23 protein-coding genes and 1 tRNA gene (1 of these 24 cut by a window edge) are annotated in these 23,994 nt (G+C 43.7%); 1 reads left to right on the top strand and 23 read right to left on the bottom strand.

From position 1 onward, the window contains the following. The 15 genes from SporoP32a_RS10135 to SporoP32a_RS10065 form a co-directional block, all read right to left on the bottom strand. Positions 1-681, bottom strand: partial view of an IS1182 family transposase gene (locus tag SporoP32a_RS10135; protein ID WP_085427783.1) — the 5' portion only. 897 nt of this gene lie to the left of the window's left edge; the window shows 681 of its 1,578 coding nt (coding positions 1-681); its start codon is at positions 679-681; the stop codon falls past the left edge of the window. Between the two features lie 163 nt (positions 682-844). Beyond that, positions 845-2,335, bottom strand: a complete 1,491-nt coding sequence (gene lysS, locus SporoP32a_RS10130) for a lysine--tRNA ligase (protein ID WP_085427782.1) — start codon at positions 2,333-2,335, stop codon at positions 845-847. A 154-nt stretch (positions 2,336-2,489) separates the two neighbouring features. Then, complete coding sequence (gene folK / locus SporoP32a_RS10125; RefSeq protein ID WP_085427781.1) at positions 2,490-2,999, bottom strand: 2-amino-4-hydroxy-6-hydroxymethyldihydropteridine diphosphokinase; 510 nt, start codon at positions 2,997-2,999, stop codon at positions 2,490-2,492. Then, positions 2,996-3,364, bottom strand: a complete 369-nt coding sequence (folB, locus tag SporoP32a_RS10120) for a dihydroneopterin aldolase (protein WP_085427780.1) — start codon at positions 3,362-3,364, stop codon at positions 2,996-2,998. The genes folK and folB overlap by 4 nt, the downstream gene beginning before the upstream one ends. 21 nt (positions 3,365-3,385) lie before the next feature. After that, the gene (gene folP, locus SporoP32a_RS10115; RefSeq protein WP_085427779.1) at positions 3,386-4,237 is read right to left on the bottom strand and encodes a dihydropteroate synthase; all 852 of its coding nucleotides are present in this window, start codon (positions 4,235-4,237) and stop codon (positions 3,386-3,388) included. Then, a complete protein-coding gene (gene pabC, locus SporoP32a_RS10110; RefSeq protein WP_085427778.1) occupies positions 4,237-5,091 on the bottom strand; it encodes an aminodeoxychorismate lyase in 855 nt (284 codons plus the stop codon). The genes folP and pabC overlap by 1 nt, the downstream gene beginning before the upstream one ends. Next, the gene (locus SporoP32a_RS10105; protein ID WP_085427777.1) at positions 5,088-6,518 is read right to left on the bottom strand and encodes an anthranilate synthase component I family protein; all 1,431 of its coding nucleotides are present in this window, start codon (positions 6,516-6,518) and stop codon (positions 5,088-5,090) included. Before SporoP32a_RS10105 ends, pabC begins: the two co-directional genes overlap by 4 nt. A gap of 26 nt (positions 6,519-6,544) precedes the next feature. After that, the gene (locus tag SporoP32a_RS10100; protein ID WP_085427776.1) at positions 6,545-7,186 is read right to left on the bottom strand and encodes a peroxiredoxin family protein; all 642 of its coding nucleotides are present in this window, start codon (positions 7,184-7,186) and stop codon (positions 6,545-6,547) included. Positions 7,187-8,092: 906 nt separating this feature from the next. Beyond that, a complete protein-coding gene (gene cysK, locus SporoP32a_RS10095; RefSeq protein ID WP_085427775.1) occupies positions 8,093-9,019 on the bottom strand; it encodes a cysteine synthase A in 927 nt (308 codons plus the stop codon). 211 nt (positions 9,020-9,230) lie between these two features. Beyond that, positions 9,231-10,100, bottom strand: a complete 870-nt coding sequence (gene hslO, locus SporoP32a_RS10090; protein ID WP_085427774.1) for an Hsp33 family molecular chaperone HslO — start codon at positions 10,098-10,100, stop codon at positions 9,231-9,233. Positions 10,101-10,112: 12 nt separating this feature from the next. Beyond that, positions 10,113-10,877, bottom strand: coding sequence for a type III pantothenate kinase (locus SporoP32a_RS10085; protein ID WP_085427773.1), 765 nt, complete (start codon positions 10,875-10,877; stop codon positions 10,113-10,115). Positions 10,878-11,015: 138 nt separating this feature from the next. Further along, positions 11,016-13,055, bottom strand: coding sequence for an ATP-dependent zinc metalloprotease FtsH (gene ftsH / locus SporoP32a_RS10080; RefSeq protein WP_085427772.1), 2,040 nt, complete (start codon positions 13,053-13,055; stop codon positions 11,016-11,018). Between the two features lie 131 nt (positions 13,056-13,186). Further along, on the bottom strand, positions 13,187-13,729 hold the full coding sequence (gene hpt / locus SporoP32a_RS10075; RefSeq protein ID WP_085427771.1) for a hypoxanthine phosphoribosyltransferase: 543 nt from the start codon (positions 13,727-13,729) through the stop codon (positions 13,187-13,189). Positions 13,730-13,748: 19 nt separating this feature from the next. After that, positions 13,749-15,158 carry a tRNA lysidine(34) synthetase TilS gene (tilS, locus tag SporoP32a_RS10070; protein WP_085427770.1) on the bottom strand — a complete coding sequence of 470 codons (1,410 nt, stop codon included), beginning with the start codon at positions 15,156-15,158 and terminating at the stop codon, positions 13,749-13,751. Positions 15,159-15,193: 35 nt separating this feature from the next. Next, positions 15,194-17,593 carry a SpoIIE family protein phosphatase gene (locus tag SporoP32a_RS10065; RefSeq protein WP_085427769.1) on the bottom strand — a complete coding sequence of 800 codons (2,400 nt, stop codon included), beginning with the start codon at positions 17,591-17,593 and terminating at the stop codon, positions 15,194-15,196. A 208-nt stretch (positions 17,594-17,801) separates the two neighbouring features. Here SporoP32a_RS10065 and SporoP32a_RS10060 point away from each other — a divergent pair. Continuing rightward, positions 17,802-17,875: transfer RNA gene (locus tag SporoP32a_RS10060), tRNA-Met, on the top strand. Positions 17,876-18,417: 542 nt separating this feature from the next. On the opposite strand, the gene SporoP32a_RS16820 is transcribed toward SporoP32a_RS10060, so the two are convergent. The 8 genes from SporoP32a_RS16820 to SporoP32a_RS10025 form a co-directional block, all read right to left on the bottom strand. Further along, entirely contained in the window at positions 18,418-18,573 is a 156-nt protein-coding gene (locus tag SporoP32a_RS16820) for a hypothetical protein (protein ID WP_157129958.1), read from the bottom strand. A 133-nt stretch (positions 18,574-18,706) separates the two neighbouring features. Then, entirely contained in the window at positions 18,707-19,132 is a 426-nt protein-coding gene (locus tag SporoP32a_RS10055) for a S1 domain-containing RNA-binding protein (protein ID WP_029054887.1), read from the bottom strand. A gap of 121 nt (positions 19,133-19,253) precedes the next feature. Further along, a complete protein-coding gene (locus tag SporoP32a_RS10050) occupies positions 19,254-19,667 on the bottom strand; it encodes an FtsB family cell division protein (RefSeq protein WP_085427768.1) in 414 nt (137 codons plus the stop codon). After that, positions 19,639-20,181 (bottom strand): spore cortex biosynthesis protein YabQ, encoded by a 543-nt coding sequence (yabQ, locus tag SporoP32a_RS10045; protein WP_085427767.1) that lies wholly within the window; start codon positions 20,179-20,181, stop codon positions 19,639-19,641. Before yabQ ends, SporoP32a_RS10050 begins: the two co-directional genes overlap by 29 nt. Beyond that, positions 20,178-20,474: a sporulation protein YabP gene (gene yabP / locus SporoP32a_RS10040; RefSeq protein WP_029054884.1), complete on the bottom strand. Its 297-nt coding sequence runs from the start codon at positions 20,472-20,474 to the stop codon at positions 20,178-20,180. The genes yabQ and yabP overlap by 4 nt, the downstream gene beginning before the upstream one ends. Positions 20,475-20,627: 153 nt before the next feature. Continuing rightward, entirely contained in the window at positions 20,628-20,918 is a 291-nt protein-coding gene (locus SporoP32a_RS10035) for an RNA-binding S4 domain-containing protein (protein WP_085132328.1), read from the bottom strand. Then, complete coding sequence (gene mazG, locus SporoP32a_RS10030; protein WP_085427766.1) at positions 20,915-22,375, bottom strand: bifunctional methyltransferase/pyrophosphohydrolase YabN; 1,461 nt, start codon at positions 22,373-22,375, stop codon at positions 20,915-20,917. Before mazG ends, SporoP32a_RS10035 begins: the two co-directional genes overlap by 4 nt. A gap of 5 nt (positions 22,376-22,380) precedes the next feature. Beyond that, positions 22,381-23,973 carry a putative polysaccharide biosynthesis protein gene (locus SporoP32a_RS10025; protein WP_085427765.1) on the bottom strand — a complete coding sequence of 531 codons (1,593 nt, stop codon included), beginning with the start codon at positions 23,971-23,973 and terminating at the stop codon, positions 22,381-22,383. Positions 23,974-23,994 lie beyond the last annotated feature (21 nt).

Here is a 23,994-nt window from a genome sequence, read left to right as displayed (position 1 = left end):
AATTTGTTTGCGTTCCTCGACATCTTCGCTAGCGTTAATCTTTTCTGTATAGGTTTGGATAGTTTCATCTAGCTTCTCTACTACTTTAGACAGTTCCGCAGTAGATAGTTCATCAAAACTTTCTCGTTCGATTTCAGGGATGATCTCTTTTTCTAACAGCTCTTCGTACATCTGACTGGACCTTTCTACAAGACCTGAACTATACCGTTCCACTGACTTGCGCCAGACAAATGTAAATTTGTTGGCATTCGCCTCAATCTTCGTTCCATCAATAAAAATGGCTTCTTCATCAATTAGCTGTTTTTGTACCAGCTGGCAACGAAATTGCACGAAGCACTGGCGTAGTACTTCTTTTACTTCAGGATGAACGCGAAATCGATTGATGGTGCGATAGCTTGGTTTATAACCTTGAGCTAACCACATCATGCGAAGGCTATCTTTTAACAGTCCTTCTATTTTTCTGCCCGAAAAAACAGACTGTGTATAGGCACACAAAATGATCTTTAACATCATCCGTGGATGATAAGATGGGCAACCTGTCTCACGCAAAAAGCTGTCAAATGCTTGTTTCGGAATGCTTTCGACTAGATCATGCACGGCGTAAGCAATATCATGTTCTTGTAAGCTAATTTCTAAATCTAAAGGTAAAATCAGTTGGTTCATGTTATAATCTTTAAACATAAGGATACCTCCGATACTTTTTGTTGTGGTGACTAAATTTTATCAGAAGGTATCCTTTTTTTCTTCCTAAAACTAAAAAAATATATAAAAAAGAACGGACCCCATAAACTTCAATGGGTCCGTTCTTTTTCAATATGAGGAGGGTTTTGTCCCAGCCTCCGTATCAGTCTTTAGGACGCATTTGAGGGAATAATAGTACGTCACGGATTGATTGAGAGTTCGTCAACAACATGACGAGACGATCGATTCCGATACCTAGACCACCTGTAGGCGGTAGTCCGTATTCTAATGCTGTAATGAAATCTTCGTCCATTTCATGCGCTTCGTCGTTTCCTTGTTCCTTCTCAACAAGTTGCGACTCAAAGCGTTCGCGCTGATCGATTGGATCATTTAATTCCGTAAAGGCGTTCGCGTGTTCACGACGGACGATGAATAGCTCGAAGCGATCCGTGTAGCGTGGATCTTCCGGGTTCTTCTTCGCAAGAGGTGATACCTCTACAGGATGTCCGTAGATGAATGTCGGCTGCACAAGTTCTTCTTCTACTTTTTGTTCGAAGAATTCATTCAGTACATGACCTACTTCCATAGAAGGAGTTACTTGAACGTTATGCTCTTTTGCTAATTCATGTGCTTGTTCTTTCGTCAATTGCTGCCAGAAGTCAACACCCGTAAAGTCTTTAACTGCGTCTGCCATGTGCAGTCGTTTCCAACGTGGTGCTAATTCGATTTGATCGTCACCGTATTGGATCGTCGTTGTACCGAGCACTTCTTGCGCGATATGTGCCACAAGGTTCTCAGTCAATTCCATGATGTCGTTGTAATCTGCATAGGCTTCGTACAACTCAATCATTGTGAATTCGGGGTTGTGGCGAGTGGACATTCCTTCATTACGGAATACGCGTCCGATCTCATATACTTTCTCTAGACCTCCAACGATTAGGCGCTTTAGATGTAGTTCAATAGCAATTCGCATGTATAGTGTCATATCAAGTGTATTGTGATGTGTAACGAATGGGCGAGCTGCTGCTCCTCCTGCAATCGAGTGAAGCATAGGTGTTTCTACTTCAAGGAAACCTTGTCCATCTAAATAATGACGCATGGATTGAATGATACGACTACGCATAATGAATGTTTCTTTGCTGCCTTCAGTCGAAATCAAGTCTAGGTAGCGTTGGCGATAGCGCTGTTCTACATCTTGTAAGCCATGGAACTTCTCAGGTAACGGACGTAATGCTTTCGTCAAGAACGTAAACTTCGTCGCTTTAATAGAGAGTTCTCCTACTTTTGTTTTGAAGATAACGCCTTGTACGCCGACAATGTCTCCAAGATCCGCAAAAGTGAATAGCTTATAAGCATCTTCACCAATAGCGTCTTGACGCACGTAAATCTGGATTTGACCTCCAAGATCTTGGATATGCGCAAATCCTGCCTTACCTTTACCACGCTTCGTCATGATACGGCCGGCAATTGTTACTTCATGCTCGTTCTCTTCCAGCTCTTCTTTTGATTGTTCTTCATATGTAGAGCGGATTTCACTTGTTAGGTGTGTTCGTTCAAAACGCTGACCGAAAGGATCCAAACCACCTTCGCGTATATCTTTCATCTTCTGGCGTCTCACCAAAAGCTGATCATTCATTTCATCCATATTGGACATTACCTTTCACTCCTTCATACTTTGACTATCCCTCTTCACGGGAATGGTCGTCTGCAACTATTGTACACAAATTCCAGGCCTAACAAAAGGACAAACAGTTATCTCGTGTGTTTGTATAGAAAAACTGCCCCGTTATAGGACAGTTCGTTCAATCTTATTGTAGAAACTCCTCAATTCGCACAATCTTTTTCCAAAGATTCACTCCGTCTTCCTTTATCGCAGGCTCTTCATTGTAGAGCCTTCCCGTTATAGGATTCTTTACTTCCGGGTTAATTTCGACTAGTGGAACGAGAACAAAGGCGCGCTCTTGCATACGGATATGTGGAATAATCAGATGCTCCAGTTGAATGTGCTCTTCATTATAAAGCAAGATATCCAAGTCTACCGTCCGTGGACCCCAACGGATTTTACGCATTCTACCAAGCTTGTTTTCAATGGATTGACACGCACTCAATAATTCTGTTGCTTCTAATGTAGTCTCTAGATTCACTACGATATTCAAAAACTTCGCTTGTTCTGTTAATCCGACAGGCTCAGTTTCGTACACTGAAGAAACTTTTAACGCCTTAATAGAAGGATTTTCATTTAACAACTCCACAGCTTGCTGTAAATGCTCGAGGCGATTACCTATATTCGACCCGAGTGACAAGTAGGCGTTATTCAAGTGAAACGCCCCCTCGTGATTTCCACGGAAACGGATGAGTAATGCCCTCGAATCGGTGGATCCGGCTTTATAAGTAGGACGCGCACACCATTCACCTTTTCCGCAAAGTCTGTCATAATCGTACCCGCCACTGTTTCCGCCACCGTTTCGATCAAATGAACTGCTTCTCCTTCCACAATGTTCTTGCACATCTCATACACTTCCGCATAGTTCATTGTTTTCGATAAATCATCAGTTTGTCCAGCTTCGGCAAGATCTGTTGCCAATGAAACTGTCAGACGAAAGCGCTGTCCTAGTTTATTCTCTTCAGGCAATGCGCCGTGGTAACCGTAAAACTCCATATCATTCAAATGAATATAATCCATGAAACCCCTCCATTTTATCGCTTACCCAGTGTATGCTGCTTTCTTCGTCAGTACATCCATCATCTTGACCATCCGCGAGATTTCCTTTACATCGTGAACTCGCATAATATGTCCACCGTGCTCAATACCGTAGCAAACCGTGGCGCCTGTACCTTCAACTCGCTCATCCACAGGCAAATCGAGTACTTTCCCAATCATGCCTTTACGGGACGTACCAAGTAAAACAGGATATCCCAGATCCGCAATCGAAGATAGTCCTTGCATCGCTAGTATATTCTGTTCAAGATCTTTCGCAAAGCCGATACCTGGATCTAGCCAAATCATCTCTTCACTAACTCCTGCTCGTTTCGCAATCTCGATACTCTCTTGCAAATCTTCTATAACTGCCTCCATGAACGGTAGCTGATAATCACGATCCTCGCGGTTATGCATCAAGATGATCGGTATGCCATATCGCGCCGCTACTTCTGCAATGGCTGGTTCACGCTTTGCTCCCCACACGTCATTAATTATACTCGCGCCCGCCTTAACCGCGGCTTCCGCAACAGCTGCTTTTGACGTGTCAATCGATATTACACAGCCGAGTTCTCGAGTGAGTAATTCAATGATCGGCACAACCCGCGCTATCTCCTCTTCTACCGAAACAGGAGTGTGCCCCGGACGGGTAGACTCACCACCGACATCAATGATTTTCGCTCCATCCATGAGCATGCTTCGTGCGTGTTCAAGCGCTGGGTTTTGCTTGCCAAATTTCCCACCATCCGAAAACGAATCCGGTGTGACGTTCAGTATCCCCATGATGATTGTTTCTTCCATAAAATTAATCGTCGTTTCTCCCAGTTGATAAGAGGCACGTGCTTTTGATAGTTCCATTACTGGTCACCCACTTTCATTCGGTTGACGGCTTGTTGGTAACCGGCATGTAATTGTTGATAGACCGGTCCTTCTTTGCCAGAAAACCTCGTTTCTCCTACTCGGCGAATTGGAACTAGTTCCTGAATCGCGTTGGTAATGAATACTTCTTCCGCCGATTCGAGTTCACCAGGCATGTATAACCCTTCATGAACAGCCAATCCAACTACTCCCGCGGTCTCCATTACAAAGGCCCGTGTCGTACCCGGTAAAATTCCTGTCTCTAATGAAGGTGTATACAACTCGCCTTCTTTTACCCAAAATATATTCGATGTAATGCCTTCTGCTACATATCCGTCAGATGTAACGAATAAGCCTTCTATTTCTCTCAATGAAGGCAATTCGAGACGTCCTTTTACATTATTTGCATACTGATGAGACTTATGACGAACAACACTTTCAGGTTCATTGCGCGTCGTGGCAAGCCAGACACCATCTTTTTCTGTATGTACAGCCGGTAGATGAAGTGCCTTTTGAAAGATCAGTACATTTGGTTGTTTGTATTGAGTAGGGGCTAACCCGATATCATGCACACCCGCCGACACGTTTAATCGGTAATAACCATCCTCGCAGCCATTCTCTTTATATAAAGAATGAATCGCCATTAGAATTTCTTCATCGCTATATGGCATCTCTATATGGTAGTCAATCAAAGCTGACCGCAATCGAATCATATGCGAATCATAAAGAAATACTTCCCCACCGTACGTACGGAAGGTTTCGAAAAACCCTAATCCGTAAAGAAATCCATGATCGAAAGGGGAAATGCGTAGTTCATCTGCATGTACTTGCTCCCCGTTCATCCAGCAAATCAATGTGAGTGCCCACTTTCTTGACGAGTGACTAGCTCAGCCATTTCTTTCGCCTGCCACAGCGCTTTCGCTTTATTCAAAGACTCTTCATATTCTGAAGCAGGATCTGAATCTGGTACTAGACCAGCACCCGCTTGAATATGCACGACACCTGCTTGAATAAATGCCGTACGAATTGTGATATTTAGCTCCAAATCTTCATTAAAACCAATCCATCCCATTGATCCTGTGTAGAGACCTCTGCGTGTCGGCTCCAATTCTTCAATGATTTCCATCGTACGCAGTTTAGGATCTCCCGTAATTGAACCACCAGGGAAAACTCCGTGCATGATGGGCGCAAGATCTTCAGAAGCTGCCGTACCCCGTACATTTGATACCAAATGCATGACATGTGAGTACTTTTCAACGACCATGAATTCATCAACTTCTACTGTGCCTTCTTGACAGATTCCTTCAAAGTCTGCACATTCGAGATCGACAAGCATCTTGTGCTCACCTTTCTCCTTCGTATTCGATACCAATTCTTCCTGCAAAGCGAGGTCTTCTGTTTCCGTCAAACCGCGTTTGCGCGTACCACCGATTGGACGAGTGCTCAATTCAGTTCCACGTTTTTTTAACAATAACTCAGGTGAACCGGAGACTACTTCAAAATCCGGCGCCGCCATATAAGCCATATAAGGAGAGGGGTTGAACGAACGCAGCGCTTCATACATCAATAAAGATGGCGCTTCGAGTGGTTTTGACTGACGTACAGACAGATTCACTTGTACAACATCTCCCTGCTCGATAAATTGCTGTACATCACGGACCATCTGTTCAAACTGCTCTCCTGTTACGGAAACTTGCAAATTATCCTCTGTGACGTCAACATCCGTCGCTTGTCCAGGTGTAAACTGACGATTGGTCAAGCCTATTTGTGATGCTTCCGTCCATTCATTCACTATATCATCCAAGCTATGCTGCTTCTCAGGCAATGCCATAAAATAGACTTTCTCATTTTCTATGTCAAGCACGGCCCATTGATCGAATAGATAAAAGAATACATCAGGTGTCACTAAATCATCTTTTGCAAGAACCGGCAGCGTCTCATAGCGTCTGACATAATCATAACTGATCATCCCGATAGGACCACCTTGGTAGGCAGGTAACTCATTCTGGTACTCCAGCTCATATTGCGTCATAAAATCATTCAGCAGGACTAGCGGATCTTCTCCTGTTACTATTTCTTCTTTGCCATCACGCCACTCCAAGCGTAGCCCTGTTTCGATTGCCTGAAATGTCACAAGCGGATCAAGTCCCGCCACGCACATCTCTCCACCACGACCACTTTCTAATAAAACATGTCGTTCCACTTCTGTCGCAAGTTGACGATAGGCGTAAAAGAATTCATCTTTTGTCATTGAAGCCGTCTGATAAGCTACTGTATTCATGCTAGTTCCCCCTGCATTTCTAATGTTCACTCTGCTTTACTTTCCTCTATTAACTGTTTGATCATCTTGTCATCAAGCGGCAACATTAATTTATCTGTGATGACGCCTTCTTCATTGATGATATATGAAGTCGGGTAGACTTTGATCTGATACATTTTCATGACTTCGCTATCCTTATCTAATAAAATCGGGAACGACAATTTATATTCATCCACGAATTCCTTCGCACTTTCGACTTTATTCTTTTCAGTCTTTGTCATGTTGACTGCGAGTATTTCCATATTGTCGGTTTCTTTATTGTCGGTGTAGTAGCTATCCATATGCGGCATTTCCGAACGACATGGTGGACACCACGATGCCCAGAAGTTTAACATAACTGTTTTACCCCGGTAGTCGGATAACTTTACCGTATCCCCGTCAAGTGTGGTTAGTTCAAAGTCAGGTGCTACATCCTCTTTATCGAGGCCTGGCTTGTCAGGTTCGGTAGTGGTTTGCCAATCTTGCGGCAGACGTTCACGCTCGTCTTTCGGTAATTTATCTATTCCGGCATCTTCATAACCCGGAATACCAGAAGTTTCTTCTTTAATTTCTTTGTTCAACATGAATATAATGAATCCCATGATGACGACAACTAAAACTGAAATAATTATGCTCCACTTTTTTTTCACAGTGAGCCTCCTCTGTTCTATGTATAGCTTGCTTGGTTCGTCTTAATTATACAGATTTCAGTGCGCTGATAAAAGTTTGAAGTTTATCTACGGTCAAATGTATCGTGCAAAGCTGGTTGGGAATGAGTTTTGTTCGGAATGGGTAAGTAAGATGCGGCAGTAGTTTGTTGTTTTGCGAGACGTTTTCTCTTCCTTGTTTTTGCAAAGGTAGTGGTTTGACTAGCAAATTAAGTGGGGCGGGCATTGGACCCACTTCGGCGGTGGTGGATGGCTTCCGCAATGAGCCAGACAGGAAGTTCGCCTGACTGTCTCATTACTACGCCTACCACGTGCAGCCGCCTACGTTAGATTATGTGTAGGACAGTTCAGATACTTGTTTTGCGAGAATAGAAACTAGTACTACCCCGTCACTGGTTGTCTTCTTTTATAAACCACAACCTGACTTGTTAAGCACTTAGTAGCGCAGGCACAACTGCGGGGTAGGCCGTGGCCATGAGACAGCTAGCAGCCCTACCGCTAGTTGGCTCATGGCTGGAGGCAATCCCCCACGTGCCTGTGCGGGTCCAAAGCACGACCCTCACCACTTTCAATGCACAAACCAATGTCGAGCAACGATCCTCTGATCTTCATCATTTATAAACCGCAACCTGACTTGGCACGTACTCAGTAGCGCAGGCACAACTGCGGGGTAGGCCGTGGCCATGAGACAGCTAGCAGCCCTACCGCTAGTTGGCTCATGGCTGGAGGCAATCCCCCACGTGCCTGCGCGGGTCCAAAGCACGACCCTCACCACTTTCAATGACTTAGCCAAACTCGAGCAACGATCCAATCCCAATCCCCAAACAACTACCTCTACACAAAAAAGACGAATCCCCTAACACAGGATCCGCCTTCAGTCTTTATCTCTTACTCTTCATCAAACTGATAAAGAGGGGTGCTCAAGTAACGTTCTCCGTTTGACGGAAGGATCGCTACAACTGTTTTGCCTTTGCCTAACTTCTTCGCTACTTGCAACGCAGCCGCAATTGCTGCACCTGAAGATACTCCACCGAGGATACCCTCTTCACGTGCCGCACGACGCGCAAACGTATATGCATCATCATTAGAAACTTTGATAACCTCATCATAGATTTCCGTATCCAACACTTTCGGCACAAATCCTGCCCCGATTCCTTGGATTTTATGCGGTCCAGGCTTACCTCCAGACAATACTGCTGAATCTTCCGGCTCTACCGCAACGATATTGATACCAGGGAAACGTTCTTTTAATACTTCGCCCACTCCTGTAATCGTACCACCCGTACCAATTCCCGCAATGAACGCGTCTACTTGATCCAGAGCATTCGCAATCTCAGGTCCTGTTGTCAGACGATGAACTTCGGGGTTTGCTTCATTATTGAATTGTTGTGGCAAGAACCAACCGTTTTCTTCTGCCAATTGCTCTGCTTTAGAAATTGCGCCTTTCATTCCTTCAGCTCCTGGAGTCAATACTAAATCCGCTCCGTATGCGCGAAGTAAGTTACGACGCTCTAAACTCATCGTGTCAGGCATAACAAGTACTGACTTATAACCTTTTGCAGCTGCAACCATAGCGAGACCGATACCCGTATTGCCGCTCGTCGGCTCGATAATTGTACTGCCTTCTTTTAAATTACCGCTCTTTTCCGCTGACTCAATCATAGCAAGCGCAATACGGTCCTTGACACTTGAGCCAGGATTGAAGAATTCTAGTTTCAAATACACATCTGCGTCGTTTGCACCTGTTAAACGATTTAATTTTACTAACGGTGTTTTACCTATCAAATCAATAACTGAATTTCCCACTCTACTCATTTGTCATCCGCTCCTAATACCTAGTATTTTTATATGTTTTATTAGCTTAATATTACTACCTTCTAATTAAGTTGTCAATCAAATAATTCAGAAGATTATAGTGTATCTGTTTTATTTGATAGCGCTTACTCTTGAGGTTCTTTAGACAAATTATAAAACTACCCGCTACGCGAAAAAGTATTTGGCAGCGGGTAAGTAGTTTACGATCTCATTAAATTAAATCTTGAAGTTCTTGCTCAGAGAAATGATACTTCTCCAAACAGAAGTGGCATTGAGCTTCTGCACCATGATCTTCATCGATCATCGCTTGTATTTCTACAGCCCCAAGTCCTTTAATCGCCTCGCTAAAACGCTCTTTGGAACAATCACAATCAAACTTCACGTCTATTCTAGTGAGAAATTCTACGTTGTCTTGACCTAACACTTCTGAAAGGATTCCTTCAGGCGTTAGTCCGTTGTCAATCATAGTAGAAATCGCCGTCATGTTCGCAATTCTTTCTTCTAGCAATACAATCGTTTCTTCTGTAGCTCCGGGCATTACTTGCAGTATGAATCCACCTGAAGCTTTGACTGTGTTGTCTGGATTGACAAGTACACCTAGTGCAACAGCGGACGGTACTTGTTCAGATACTACCATGTACTGAGTGAAGTCTTCCGCAATTTCCCCGGAAATAATTGGCACTTGCCCTGTAAAGTAATCTTTCATACCGAGATCCTTTACAACGGAAAGCATACCTTCCGTACCGACTGCACCACTTACGTCTAATTTCCCTTGTTCATTTAGAGGTAAGTGAGTTTGTGGATTTGTAGCATATCCGCGGACTTCCCCTTTTGCGTTAGCATCCACAACAATCGGACCTAGTGGACCATTTCCTTGGATTTTCACTGTAATATTGTCTTCACCTTTTAACATAGCGCCCATCATGACGGATGCTGAAACGGTACGTCCAAGAGCAGCAGTCGCTGTCGGCCACATCTGGTGACGTTGTTGCATTTCTCCTACTGTTTCAGTTGAGCGGACTGCATATGCACGAATCTGTCCTTCGAAAGCTAGTGCTTTTACTAAATAATCTGTTGTCATTTCATTCTCTCCTTACAAATTTCTTTCATAAATTAAATGTAATCCTTTTAGTGTCAGGAAGTTATCTACTACATCAATTACTTTTGTTTCAGATGCAATCAATTCTGCCATTCCACCTGTCGCTATGACTGTAGGTTCTACTTTACAATCCTCTTTTATACGGTTAACAATACCTTCTACTTGTCCAACATAACCAAAGACAATACCAGACTGCATAGCAGCGACGGTATTTTTACCAACAACATGCTCGGGCCGCGCAAGTTGAACGCGTGGCAATTTTGAAGCGCGGTCAAATAACGCCTCCATAGAGATCTTTATGCCAGGCGCAATGGAACCACCCATGTATTCGCCGTTTTCGTTCACGTAGCAATACGTAGTAGCTGTTCCAAAGTCAACGATTATCAGCGGGCTACCATATTCACGGATCGCCGCTACCGCATTAACGATTCGATCTGCACCGACTTCGCGAGGATTTTCATACTTAATATTCAATCCTGTTTTCACACCTGGCCCAACGACCATCGGCTTCTGATTGAAGTATTTTTTACACATTTGCTCTAACGGGAACATAACAGGCGGCACCACAGAAGAAATAATAATGCCAGTAATGTCTTCGAATGAAAGCCCCACATGCTGAAACATCGCTTTAACTTGCATGGCGTATTCATCCTCTGTCTTATGACGATAGGTTTCCATACGCCAGTGGTACTTCAGTTGATCCCCTTCATATACGCCTAACACAATATTGGTATTACCTGTATCTAATACTAATAACATAGTCGTTGTCCCCTCATACTTTGACTTTTTCCCGTACATCATATCATAATTCCACGTGTAGATACTGTAGATGTGTACTGACCATTTCCCTATCATTAAGAAAACAGCCGACTGTAAACAGTCGGCTGTTAGGTTCGCTTAGTCTCTGCGTTCTTCATCAATTGGTGGTAGTGTCTTATCTGTTGCCCCACCTTCACTTGGCAAGTCACCGATTGACGGGTCTGATGGTGCGCCCGTACTATCAGGAGTCACGCTTGTTGAATCCGGTGTTTCATTCATTGCAGTTTCCACAGGGGATTCCACAATCTTCTTGTCATCATCGCCGCCATCGTTGTTGTCGTATGGGCGATCAGGCAAAGTACCGTGATCTTTCAAGTGATTGATTTGTTCCGCATCCAACGTTTCGACTTCCAATAGAGTCGTTGCGATCAGATTAAGCAATTCTCGGTTTTCAGTCAAAATCTTTCTTGTACGTTCATATTGCTCTTTAATAATAATTTGCATTTCAGAATCAATTTCGTATGCGATTGCTTCAGAATAGTTTTGCTCAGAATTGAAATCACGTCCAAGGAATACTTGGCCGCCTTGCGTCTGGCCGAACTGCATCGGACCGATTTTATCGCTCATTCCGTATTCTGTAACCATCGAACGTGCAATACCTGTAGCACGCTGGAAGTCATTATGTGCACCGGTTGATACTTCGCCAAGCACGATTTCTTCTGAAACACGTCCACCTAGAAGACCCGCAATTTTGTCGAGGAGTTCAGGTTTTGTCATGAAGTAACGATCTTCTTTTGGAAGCATGACTGCGTATCCGCCAGCCTGCCCACGAGGAACAATAGTTACTTTATGAACGATTTCTGCATCATCGAGTATTAAGCCCACAACTACGTGACCCGCTTCGTGGAACGCGACGATGTTTCGTTCTTTTTTCGAAATGACACGATTTGTTTTTGCAGGACCTGCAATAACACGATCCGTTGCTTCATCAATATCGGACATATCGATTTTTAGTTTATTTCTTCTCGCTGCCACAAGAGCTGCTTCATTCAATAAGTTCTCAAGATCCGCGCCAGAGAATCCTGGAGTACGCTGAGCTAGAGCTTTCATATCGACTGTATCGTCAAGTGGCTTGTTACGTGCGTGAACTTTCAACACAGCTTCTCTTCCTTTAACATCTGGACGACCAACCGTAATTTGACGGTCAAAACGTCCCGGACGAAGAAGTGCCGGGTCCAAAATATCCGGACGGTTTGTAGCGGCAACGATGATAATTCCTTCGTTTCCTTCAAATCCATCCATTTCTACTAGCAACTGGTTCAATGTTTGCTCACGCTCATCGTGACCGCCACCTAAGCCGGCTCCACGCTGACGTCCAACTGCATCAATTTCATCAATAAAGATAATACATGGTGAATTTTTCTTGGCATTCTCGAACAAGTCACGCACTCGAGAAGCACCCACACCTACAAACATCTCAACGAAATCAGAACCTGAAATCGAGAAGAATGGTACACCAGATTCGCCTGCAACTGCACGCGCAAGTAATGTTTTACCTGTACCTGGAGGTCCAACTAGCAAGATCCCTTTTGGAATCCGTGCGCCTAACTCCACAAACTTACTGGCGTCTTTCAAGAAGTCCACGACTTCTTCAAGCTCTGCCTTTTCTTCATCTGCACCTGCAACATCATTGAAACGTACTTTCTTTCGATCGTCCGTTTGCAGTTTCGCTTTACTTTTCCCGAAGTTCATCACCTTGCCGCCACCGCCGCCTTGTGATTGGTTCAGTAAGAAGAAGAAAAGGATAATAATAATTATGAATGGTACAAGTCCTGTAAAGAACGATACCCACGCGCTTGTTTCTTTTGGCGGTAGGATGTCAATTTCAGTATTTGTCTTTGCGACTATTTCGCGAATGCCGTCCATATCATTTTCTGGAATGTTCGTTACGAATGTTTCACCTTTTTCGTAGTCGGTCATTTCCCCTTTTACTTCATACACAAGCTGTAATGGTTGGTAAGTTGCATTTTCAACTTTTCCTTGTTCCAGCGCTGTGATGAATTCATCATACCGAATTGGTTTCATCTTCGGATTTGGATTGTTAAGCGAACTGAATATCCCCATTATTGCAAGGAAGATCAATCCATATAAAAGAAAGTATCGAAGTATTCGATTCATCCCAAGCCTCCTCATCTCATTCAACAAAAACTAAACAGAAAACTATTGTAAATTTTAGCATAGATTAACACTACTTAACAAAAGAAATGCTTTATGAAAAAAGGCTTTCCTTACTGTCCGTTAAACTACGGTCAGAAAGAATAGATTTCCTTTTTCAATACACCGATGTATGGCAAATTACGATATTTCTCTGCGTAATCCAATCCGTACCCAACTACGAACGCGTCTGGTACATCGAAACCAACATAATCTGCTTTTAAATCTACTTTACGGCCAGTAGGTTTATCCAACAATGTAACAATTTTAATAGAGTTGGCTTTTCTGTATTTAAACAGCTCAACTAAATAATTCAATGTCTTTCCACTGTCGATAATGTCTTCAATGATCAACACATCGCGACCTTCTATGCTAGTGTTCAAATCTTTGATGATTTTCACTTCACCTGAAGAAACTGTTGCATTTCCATAACTAGAGACGTCCATGAAATCCAATTCGATATACGTATCAATACGTTTGATCAGATCACTCATAAATGGTAATGCACCTTTAAGTATGCCGACTGCCAATGGAAACTTTTCACGGTACTCTTCAGTTAATGTTGCTCCGAGTTCCCGGACTTTCTCTTCTAATTGCTCTTCTGAAATTAAAACATGCTCGATATCTTGTGCGATCATCGGCCCGTCCCCCTCTATTTTATCTTGTCTCGCCTTCTCGCGTAATCCATATGTATGAATCGCCTTCCAGTTGGCAGCGCGAAAACATCTCACCATACCGTACACCAGGCACCGCACACACAGTACCGCTCGCTGTCGTAATGACAGGCTGCTGTTGTCTTTGCACGATCCCTATCTTTTCATCAATCAATATCCGCTTTATACGTTTTGGCTCAGACATTCCTTTGAGCAACATTCTGTCTCCGGTAATTCGCAACCGTGCAGTTAACGGCAGTTCCGACTTAGGCAATTGAAAATACCTAATTTCGTCTGAAGGTAAAAAGTGTTGGATCCTATGCGCATTGACATGATGCCAGTAAAATTGAATATTTCCCCACGTATGCCAAGTACCTTTCTCAAGGACTTTTGGACGAAGAGACGCTGTATCTATATCCTTTTTTGTAACTAGCAGTTTATCATATTGCCTGATAAACCGATAGCCATTTGCCAAATCAATTGTGACATTCCCAGCTGTGTTCGTAATATGCTGTAACAGTTCATCCACTAATGTAAAATGCCACTCAGCGTTCTCTGTTGCTGGTTCAGTCAGACATTTTAATAGTAGTTGAATCACTCGCTTTTGTAAAGCGTGGGGAATAGCAAGAAATGCCTCCCGTTGAAAAGAAGGAAGCTGTTCATCCGTATACGTAACAATCGATTGCCAATGTTGACTTGCAAGCTCACTCAGCAATTTTTCATCCGCTTGACGTTGCTCCGTTTGGCGTACCGTATTGACCGCAACAGATGGATTTTCCTCTATCAAGAGGGGTAGCACTTGGTGTCGCATACGATTGCGCAAATAATAATCTTGCTGATTACTGGGATCTTCCCGGAACTTTATTTTGCATTGTGTCGTATACGTGTACAGTTCGCTTTTTTTTAACGGAAGGAATGGCCGTACAATTTTACCCGAATGAAACGCGCGTTGTATCGGCATACCGTTTAATGATTGTCCTTTACTCAATTGAATCAATACCGTCTCCAGTTGATCATCTGCATGATGGGCTGTTGCGAGAACCGTGAACTGCTCACTTTTCATCGTTTGTTCGAAACGTGCATAACGCTGTTGCCGACAAACTTGCTGCATATTGCCACCCTGGCTTTCTAAGATAGCCCGAATAGGCACTTGTTCAGAATAAAAGGGTAGTCCGAATTCCTCGCATAGTTGCTTCACAACAAACGCATCTTCAGCAGATTCAGCTCCACGGAGCATATGGTCTACATGAATGGCCCCAACTTCAATGGCCAAAAATTGCTGATGCGTCGCAAGAAAGTGAAGCAGTGCGATGGAATCCACACCACCCGAACACGCGACCAGTACACGAGAGCCGGGAGGAATCAGTGTTTGCTTGTCGATAAACTTCAAAACCTTTTGCTGCAAACTTTTCATGATCCATCTCCCTCCTCTCTCTATTCTACCATTGTTTAGCTAGAAATGATTCGAGGTTGCTTATTAGCTTTTGACCACTTCGGCACAATATGACCGACTTTCATAACTAGAATCGTCCGATCATCTTCCACAGACTCAAATACCCGTTCCATCTCCATCATCACTTGATCCGCAATCGTTCGGCAGTCCATCTCTTTAAAGCGTTCTATCGTTTGATTCATGACGTCCTCCTGAATATCAAGCGGTATATCTCCATTAAATATACCATCCGTCATCATGACAACAATATCACCAGATTTCAACTTTTCATTTTTTGCTTCTATTGAAAATGAAGGTAAGAAGCCAAATGGCACCGTTTTGCTGTCCAACCGGATACAATCATCACTTCTCTTAATATAGGTACTCATCGATCCCGCTTTCCACGACCACAGCCGCCCTTCCTGTAAATCAATTAATGCTAAGTCGAGTGTTGCGTACATATCATCTAGCCCATTTAACGCCATCATATAATGTAATGTGTGAATTGCCGTTTCAGGATCCATTTTTTGCCCCAAGCATTCCCTCATCAATCGGATAACCTTTCTACTCTCGTGGTATGCATTGATATCTTGTCCCATTCCATCAGATAGCAGTACGGCCGACAATCCGTCGTGAATCTTGAATAACTCATACGCATCACCGCCATTGAACGATCCTTTCCCTGCTGTCGTGACAATATCATAGTCGAGTGAAAAACGAACCGCAGAACTAAAGGTCAATTGGACATGGGGGAACGGGAATGGTTGGTACGTTGATTTTGAAATATGCATCGGTTCGTCATACATTTCCTCTAAAATAGGCAATAATAAATACTCCCCAACAGTTGTCTCTGCTTCAAAGTCCGCTTTTTTCTCTGGCACCGATATTACAATTCTACAGGCACCTCGTTCTTCGGATAAAATATCTATTTGGAAAAACTCGATCCCTTGTGACTGCAATCGATTCGCAAGTTCTTCTTCGGCCAACTTATACGTAGTCAGATCTTCTTTCACTTCTCGCATAACTTTTTCAATGTGGGTACTCATATCGCGCAATTGTAATGCCAGCATCTTTCGTCCATGCTGTAACTGCCCCATTAATAATTTATTAGCTCCTCTTTCCTCCAATTCATTCAATAATCCTTTAAAGCGCAGACATTTATATTTCATCTGCTGTTCCACACGTACTCGTGCCGCTTTTTTTGTTGCGGAATAGGTGGTTTCCCATTCATTAATCAACGGTTCAATGCCATCCTCTTCATTTTCCCAACACTTACGGTAACGAAAACAGGATTGACAAATAGATGGTACTTGACTTGTTGCCGCCACTTCCTCTTCAGGAGACAGACGATCATTGACGAGTGTTGACATGAAATGAGCGAACTGCTGGAACTCCGCTAACTGTCCATCCAATTTATCCGCCAACCATTGTTGTCGTTTTTCCGATATCCCTTCTTGTTTCGGCAATAAAACTTGTCGTATTTGACTTAATTTACGTGAAGGAATCAATATAAACAGTAATGCCGCGGTACCGACTGTGGAAAAATGTACGGTATCAAGAGGCAATGTCGCATCATAAAGAAGGAAAAAGAGCGAAACAAAGACACTGCCGGTGATGATCCCAAGCTTCCCAAACCGTTTCAGTGAACCCGCGAGCAAACCAGTCATACCATATAACGCCATCATACCCGTGAAAGATAGTTCTGATACCCCTATAATCAATGCGATGATCATTCCGACAGTTGTAGCAAACGGCACTCCCCCAACGACAGCCGCTACAAAGATTGCGAGAAACAAGAACACACCCGCAACTGAAACCGTCCCAATCTGGAAACCGCCCATCCCTGTTGCTGCAAGCGCTCCCACTATACACATCGCACTGATCTGCTCAGGGTTCCATGGTCCGTATAGCATTCTTTCTATAGAAGGAAATGCAAGCAACATGAAAATAGTCATGAATAGCGCAAGCAATGCTTCTAATCCGATCGATAACTGAACTGCCAAAGGCAACATCCCGTCTCCGTACTTTACGAGTTGCCAGACCAGTTGCGGAATAATCATTGCCCCCGCTACAGCGATTGGAATTGACCTTTTCACAACAGGAATTTTAATAATTGAATGAAACAGCAATAATTGTGTTAGATGAATGACGGCTTGTCCGACCCCTAGAAATGCGCTGCCCGCCATCCCTCCTATAAATACATAAATCATATGTTGACGGTAGCGCATACTGGCCAACGCCCAGATTGGTAAGAAAAACGGAACTGCCATATCAAATACTACTGCTTGTGATAGAAAGAATGATCCTACTAAGAAAAGAAGGGCCGTCAGCAAGTAGACTTTTCGATTCATCAATTCTTGCCACGATGCCCTGAACATCTGCACAAACGGTCGCTCCATATTGTCAATCATCTTCATTTCCCATACCCCCTATGTTCTCTTACATAAAACTATACATGGGAGTTGCGAGAAATTTTGTCTGTTCATGGCGGCATATTCGCAAAACATTTCGACGTATTCCGTATGTTTATTTTTTAGCAAAAGAGAGGTTGACAGTTGTTTAAATGCCTAGTATGATAAGAGACGTTGCGTTTGAAGTTGTATAATTTCAACGTGCAAATGTCTTGGCGGTGTAGCTCAGTTGGCTAGAGCATTCGGTTCATACCCGAAAGGTCGTGGGTTCGAATCCCTCCGCCGCTATAATAGAAACACGAAGACTCCTCTTGCTTAGGCAAGGGGAGTTTTTCTATGTGTTGGTGATTACATGGGCAAGGTATTCGTACAAGTCAGTAGGATACGATGTTAGGTAGTGGTTTGACTAGCAATGTATGTGGGGCGGGCATTGGCCCCACTTCGGCGGTGGTGGTTGGCTTCCGCCTACCTTAGATAGTGTGTAAAGCAGTTCTGATTCTTCTTTTGCAAGAATAGGAACTGGTACTACTCAGTCACTGGTTTTATCTACTATAAACCACAACCTAACTTGTCAACCACTCAGTAGCGCAGGCACAACTGCGGGGTAGGCCGTGGCCGTGAGACAACTAGCAGCCCCACCGCTAGTTGGCTCATGGCTGGAGGCAATCCCCCACGTGCCTGCGCGGGTCCAAAGAGTGACACTCACTATTTTCAATGACCAAGCCAAACTCGAGCAACGATCCAATCTATCTGTTATATACTTTTCCAACACCGAAGAAAGTTATCACGATTCACTGATCTTCATCTTTTCTAAACCACAATCTAACTTGTCAACCACTTAGCAGCGCAGGCACAACTGCGGGGTCGGCCGTGGCCAGGAGACAGATAGCAGTTCCACCGCTAGTTGGCTCATGGCTGGAGGCAATCCCCCACGTGCCTGCGCGAGTCCAAAGCATGACCCTCACTACATTCAATGACCAAGCCAAATTCGAGCAACGACCCAACCCCAGTCAATACATTCAAATACATTTTTAGACACAAAAAACGCATGCTCCATAGTGCGGAACATACGTATAGGATGTCATCTGATTTTAGTTCACAGTTGAAACAGTCAGCAAGTTATCCCCTTCTAGCTCCACGACCGCCACGTTTGGACTCTGTCGCTCTCTTTAAGGTAGTTAGACGTTCTTCGCTGTCCTTCATGAACTTTGCCATCTTCTGCTCAAAGTTCTCTGGTCGTTCAAAGCTTGGCTTGCTCCCTTGACGAGGTCTCGTTGGACGTTGTGGACGCTGTGGACGTTGTTCTGACTCAGGCTTCGCCTTACGGATGGAAAGACCGATTTTACCATCAGATCCCACATTCATTACCTTCACTTCAACCATATCGCCGACTTTTAAATGATCGTTTATATCTTTGACATAATTGTCAGCTACTTCACTAATATGGACTAATCCTGTGGATCCGCTTGGCAATTCAACAAATGCCCCAAAATTTGTGATCCCGGTTACTTTACCCTCTAACTTGCTGCCTACTTCAATTGACATAAAAAAAATGCTCCTCCTTAAGTTTTAAGCGGCTCGTAAGCCTATCAACCATATTGGCAGTGCCTGTATTTTACAGGCTCCTACTTATATTATAGCCAACAAAAAAAGAGTGTCAACTTGACTACTCTTTTTCGGACTCTTTTCCAGAAACTTTTTTCTTATCTGGAATGGAAAAAATGATCTCATTGGACTCAGAAAGAAAGTATTCCTTGCGTGCAAGTTTAGCAATATACTCATCATCATCCAAACGAATTAATTGCGTATTCAGTTGGTCTTGCTGTTCCTTCAAATCCTCTAGTATAGCCGTTGCTTGTTCTTTTTCCTTATGTTTGGCAGCCAGAATTTCTTTCTGTCCAGCATTCATATTGAATAAACTTCCAGCAACTACACAGACGATAACAAAAAATACAGCTAGTCGATTACGCAGACGTTTTTGTTGTGCTTTTTTAAAATTTTCTTTTTTTTGCATGGAGCGCACATAGTCTGTATCGATCGATGTTACATTCTTAGTTGAGGGCTTCTGTGTTTTTTTCATGGCGCACACACCTTTCTGGCGTAATTCTACTATTGCACTCTATTATATAGTACTCTGCATTTTTTTGAAGGTATTTCCCTATGTTCTTTATTAATCGTGTGAATGGAGACATGATTAGTGACAAAATAGAGACTATTACATAGACAATACGTTGAATCGTCAGGTAGACAAGACGAATGATGAGCCAAATCGGCCTAAGCACCACAAGTAACAGTAGTCTACCTACGAATCTGACAGGACGATGGAAGATGGCAGCGTACAATAACAAGCCACTGACCTGGGCAACGGGGTCATACATTCTCCATGCCCCGTCACGTACCATAAGTAATACCAAAAAGGCTCCAATCCCTAACATAATCCAGATGATGCACTCAAGCCAGAATGCCCATCTTCTAATGAACGAACGTTTATCGCACGCGGCGACAATCGTTCCGAATAAATCCATTACAATTCCACCAGCAATCCCTGTCCCGATCATCGCCAACAGACTGAAGAACTGGACGGATAGGCTCATCCGAATAGTTTATGGAGGAAATTGCGTGAGCCTGCTTCTTCGTCGTCGTATTGCAAAGTTTGGACTGTGCCTTCAAGTGTTAGCAAGCCCTTGTCCACATCTAGATGTACAATACGCAGTTCCTCCCCACGGATTTGCAGTACGCCAAGCGATGTTCTAACGAGAAATTCCTCCTGATCAAAGCGGTCGATCGTTTTCACGGATGTGAGGTCCATTCTTTTGCGATTGCGCATCGTCACTACGTGGTCTCCTGATGGAATAGTATACATCGAGCTGTCTGTTTGAATCTGCATATGCGTCCCCCTTCTCTAGTACGTTCCCCATATCATATGCAGGGGCTTGGCCAAACATGACAAGCTGTTTTTAATTGAAGTACAAATCCCATTACCTAGTCTAGCTATTAAAAAAGACAACCCGACTACAGGCTGTCTCTTCGTTAATTAGTTTTAATTTTCGTCGTCTACAAATTCAGGCTCCACTTTCTCCAAGCGTTCTTCACTTGTGATCGTGTACATACCTGCCGCGTCCTCTTTCTTAGTAGACGCCTTCAGCTCATTAACTGTAGCATTGACAATTTTCTGACCGAAACGGATGGATAGCTCGTCCCCCGGTTTGACGACTGATGAAGCTTTGGCTACTTTTCCGTTAATCGTAATTCTCCCTTGGTCCGCCACTTGCTTTGCGAGTGTACGGCGTTTGATAAAGCGAGATACTTTAAGAAATTTATCTAGTCTCATTTCGATTCTTCCTTTCGTTTGGCCTGTTGCCAGAACTCTTCAAGTTCCTCTAATGTATAGTCTTCAAAACTGCCGCTTCCTTGTTTAACGGACTGCTCCACAAATTGAAAACGGGATTTGAACTTTTTATTGGTATGCCACATCGCTTCTTCTGGTGAGATCTTGAGGAATCTTGCGATGTTGACGATAGTGAATAGGACATCTCCTAGCTCGTCCAGTTGTTGCTCCACTCCACCGTTATGCACTTCTTCCTGAAACTCTTGCCACTCTTCTTGGAACTTGTCGAAAGCTCCTTGTATAGAAGGCCAGTCGAATCCTACTTTGGCTGCGGTCTTTTGATAATTATAAGATGTCAGCAAAGAGGATGCCAATCGCTCTTGTCCTTCTAACAACGTAGATGTTTGCGGTTTCTCTTGGTCCTTGATCGCTTGCCAGTTCGTTAACACTTCATCTGTAGTGTCAGCTTTAGCTTGCGCAAATACATGTGGATGGCGACGAATCATTTTAGCCGCGACTGTTTCAAGTACGTCTTCCATCGTAAAATAGCCATTATCTTCGCCGATTTGCGCATGAAGGAATACTTGTAGTAATACATCTCCTAGCTCTTCGATGATCGCGTCATCATCTTCTTCATCAATCGCCTGAATCAACTCAAAGGATTCTTCGATTAAATAACGCTTCAATGATTCATGCGTTTGCTCGCGATCCCAAGGGCAACCATCCGGTCCACGCAAAATGGCAATGATCTCTCTAAATGAACTCCACTCTTTTAGTCGCTGTTCATTATCCAGAATGGGTGGTACATAAACTGTCGTCAAGTTATTCAATGTCACTGTGCGATCAAGCTCGAACAACGGTACTTCAGTCAGTTTTTCATCTTGGGAACCCGCTGATGTAACAATGGTCACAACATGATGGTCAGGGTACTTCTCCATCAAAGACAATTTCACGTCCGATGCAATGAATGCATCGTAGACTTGTCCAATTAATACGTGCTGATCCATGCGTACATCATCACGTTTCAAGTCCGTGCCATCTAGTAGCTGAAACCCTTCGATTGGATCGATACGGAGTGCCGTGAAAATCGGGTCAAGAAAGCTGCTGCCCCCCGCGATATGAAGTTCAATTTCACCTGTACGTTCTTTTTCAATTAATAGTTGAACTGTACGTTCCGCCACAAGCGGGTGTCCTGGCACAGCGTATGTAATTGGCTGATGCGCACTCATTTCAAGAAGTTTGTCGACGATTTGCTGATAGACGGCTTCAAATGAATCATTCGCTTCATAAATTGAATCGAAGCTTTCCATTTCTACCCCTTCTAAACGCAACTCCGCAACGACGGGATGCTCTTCCGTCCGAATGTAAAGATGGTCCGCTTCTTTTAATAGGCGATACGTGCCAAGTGACAATTGTTCCAAATCACTTGCGCCCAGTCCGATCACAGTTATTTTATTCATATCATTCACCTTCTATTTTTAGTTAGCCATAGTTGAGCAGTCGCCAATCGTTTTCCGAAAGGTAGTAAATACCACTCTTTTTCTTTCATTATACGTGATTTCAAGACGACGAAAAGAAATATGATCGCTCCAATTGCGACAGCTGATACGGCTGTTAATGTTGAGCTAATACGTGGTGACAGGCCAGCAAATAGCCAATAGTCAGCGGTGAACATCCACGGAATCAGTACTCCTGTCATGGCCACACCTGCAATAAGCAACACGGCGTAAAAACGGCGCGGTGCTAACGGGAACTTCCAAAACCTTTTGAAATAGATGATCAATAACACGGCAACGATCGCAAACGCGATGGCACCTGATGCGGCTGCACCTTCAATTCCATATCGTCGTACCATCCATGGTGTAGTCGTTAGTTTGATTGCGATGCCAAGCAACATGAGTAATAACGGCGCTCGTACTTTTCCGCTTCCTTGAAGAATAGCGGTTAGTGGTAAAATAATCGACAACCAGAAGATCTGGATGCAGAAGATGATCAGCGCGACAGAGCCTGTTCGCGTCTGGAAAAGCATTTCATTGACGAAAGGCAGTACCAGAACCAATCCTATTGTCGCAGCCCACCCGAATAAAATAGATGTCCTGAATGTCAGACTTATAAACGGCAATGCACCTTTTCCGTCCCTTTTGGATGCGTGATGCGCAATTAAAGGAACAAGTGCTAACGCTAATGTAGAAGCAAGTAAAATACCCATTTGCGCAAGCGGCTGTCCTCGGTCATAGACGCCTTTCATTTCCATGGCAGTCTCACTCATCACACCAGCCTCGACTAATGCATTATAGATCGTGAAAGAATCCACTAACTGAAACACCAATAAAATTAATGAACTCGCACTGACACCAATGCTGATTTTGGTCAGATCTTTAATTACCCGCCACGGCTTTACAGTCGCTATCGCCATACGCTCCCGCTGTAGAAAGAACCTTGTTAGAATCAATACACCTACCGCTTCTCCTGCCACTGCGGCCCACATCGTAATTTCTCCTACTTTATAAAGCGAAGATCCTGCACGCAACGCAATCCACGTACCTGCCAACACGATCACAACCCTGAACAGCTGCTCTGAGACATTCGAGATGGCTACAGGTATCATTTGCCCCTCTGATTGAAAGACGCCCTTCAGCACAGCAAGGAATGGCAACACGAGCACGATGTACGCTCCAGTCTGCAAAACAGGCGCCAAAGCAGGGTCTCCCATTAAATCAGCGAAGAAAGATGATCCCGATCGTAACAATAGAAAAATCCCTACTGATAACGCGAGAAGATAAGCGAGCGATATTCGTAAAATTCCGCGTGACTCTCCAGGACCTTTACTCTCTGCGAGCATTTTAGAGACTGCGACAGCAAAACCTGAAGATGTCCATACAATAAATATTCCGATAAACGGATACACTTGCTGATAAATATAAAAACCTTTATCTCCAACTAAGTTTTGAAAAGGGACTCGATAGACCGCGCTCAGCACTTTGACAATGACGGCGGCAATCGTCAGAATCGACGCACCCTTCATAAACGACTTCATATTCCATTTAGTCAACGCCATATATGCGCCTCTTTCATTTGA

It is taken from the genome of Sporosarcina ureae (genome assembly GCF_002109325.1).
Classification (GTDB): domain Bacteria; phylum Bacillota; class Bacilli; order Bacillales_A; family Planococcaceae; genus Sporosarcina; species Sporosarcina ureae_C.
Note: the sequence above shows the minus strand (reverse complement) of the source record. Positions and strands in the feature narration are given on the sequence as shown.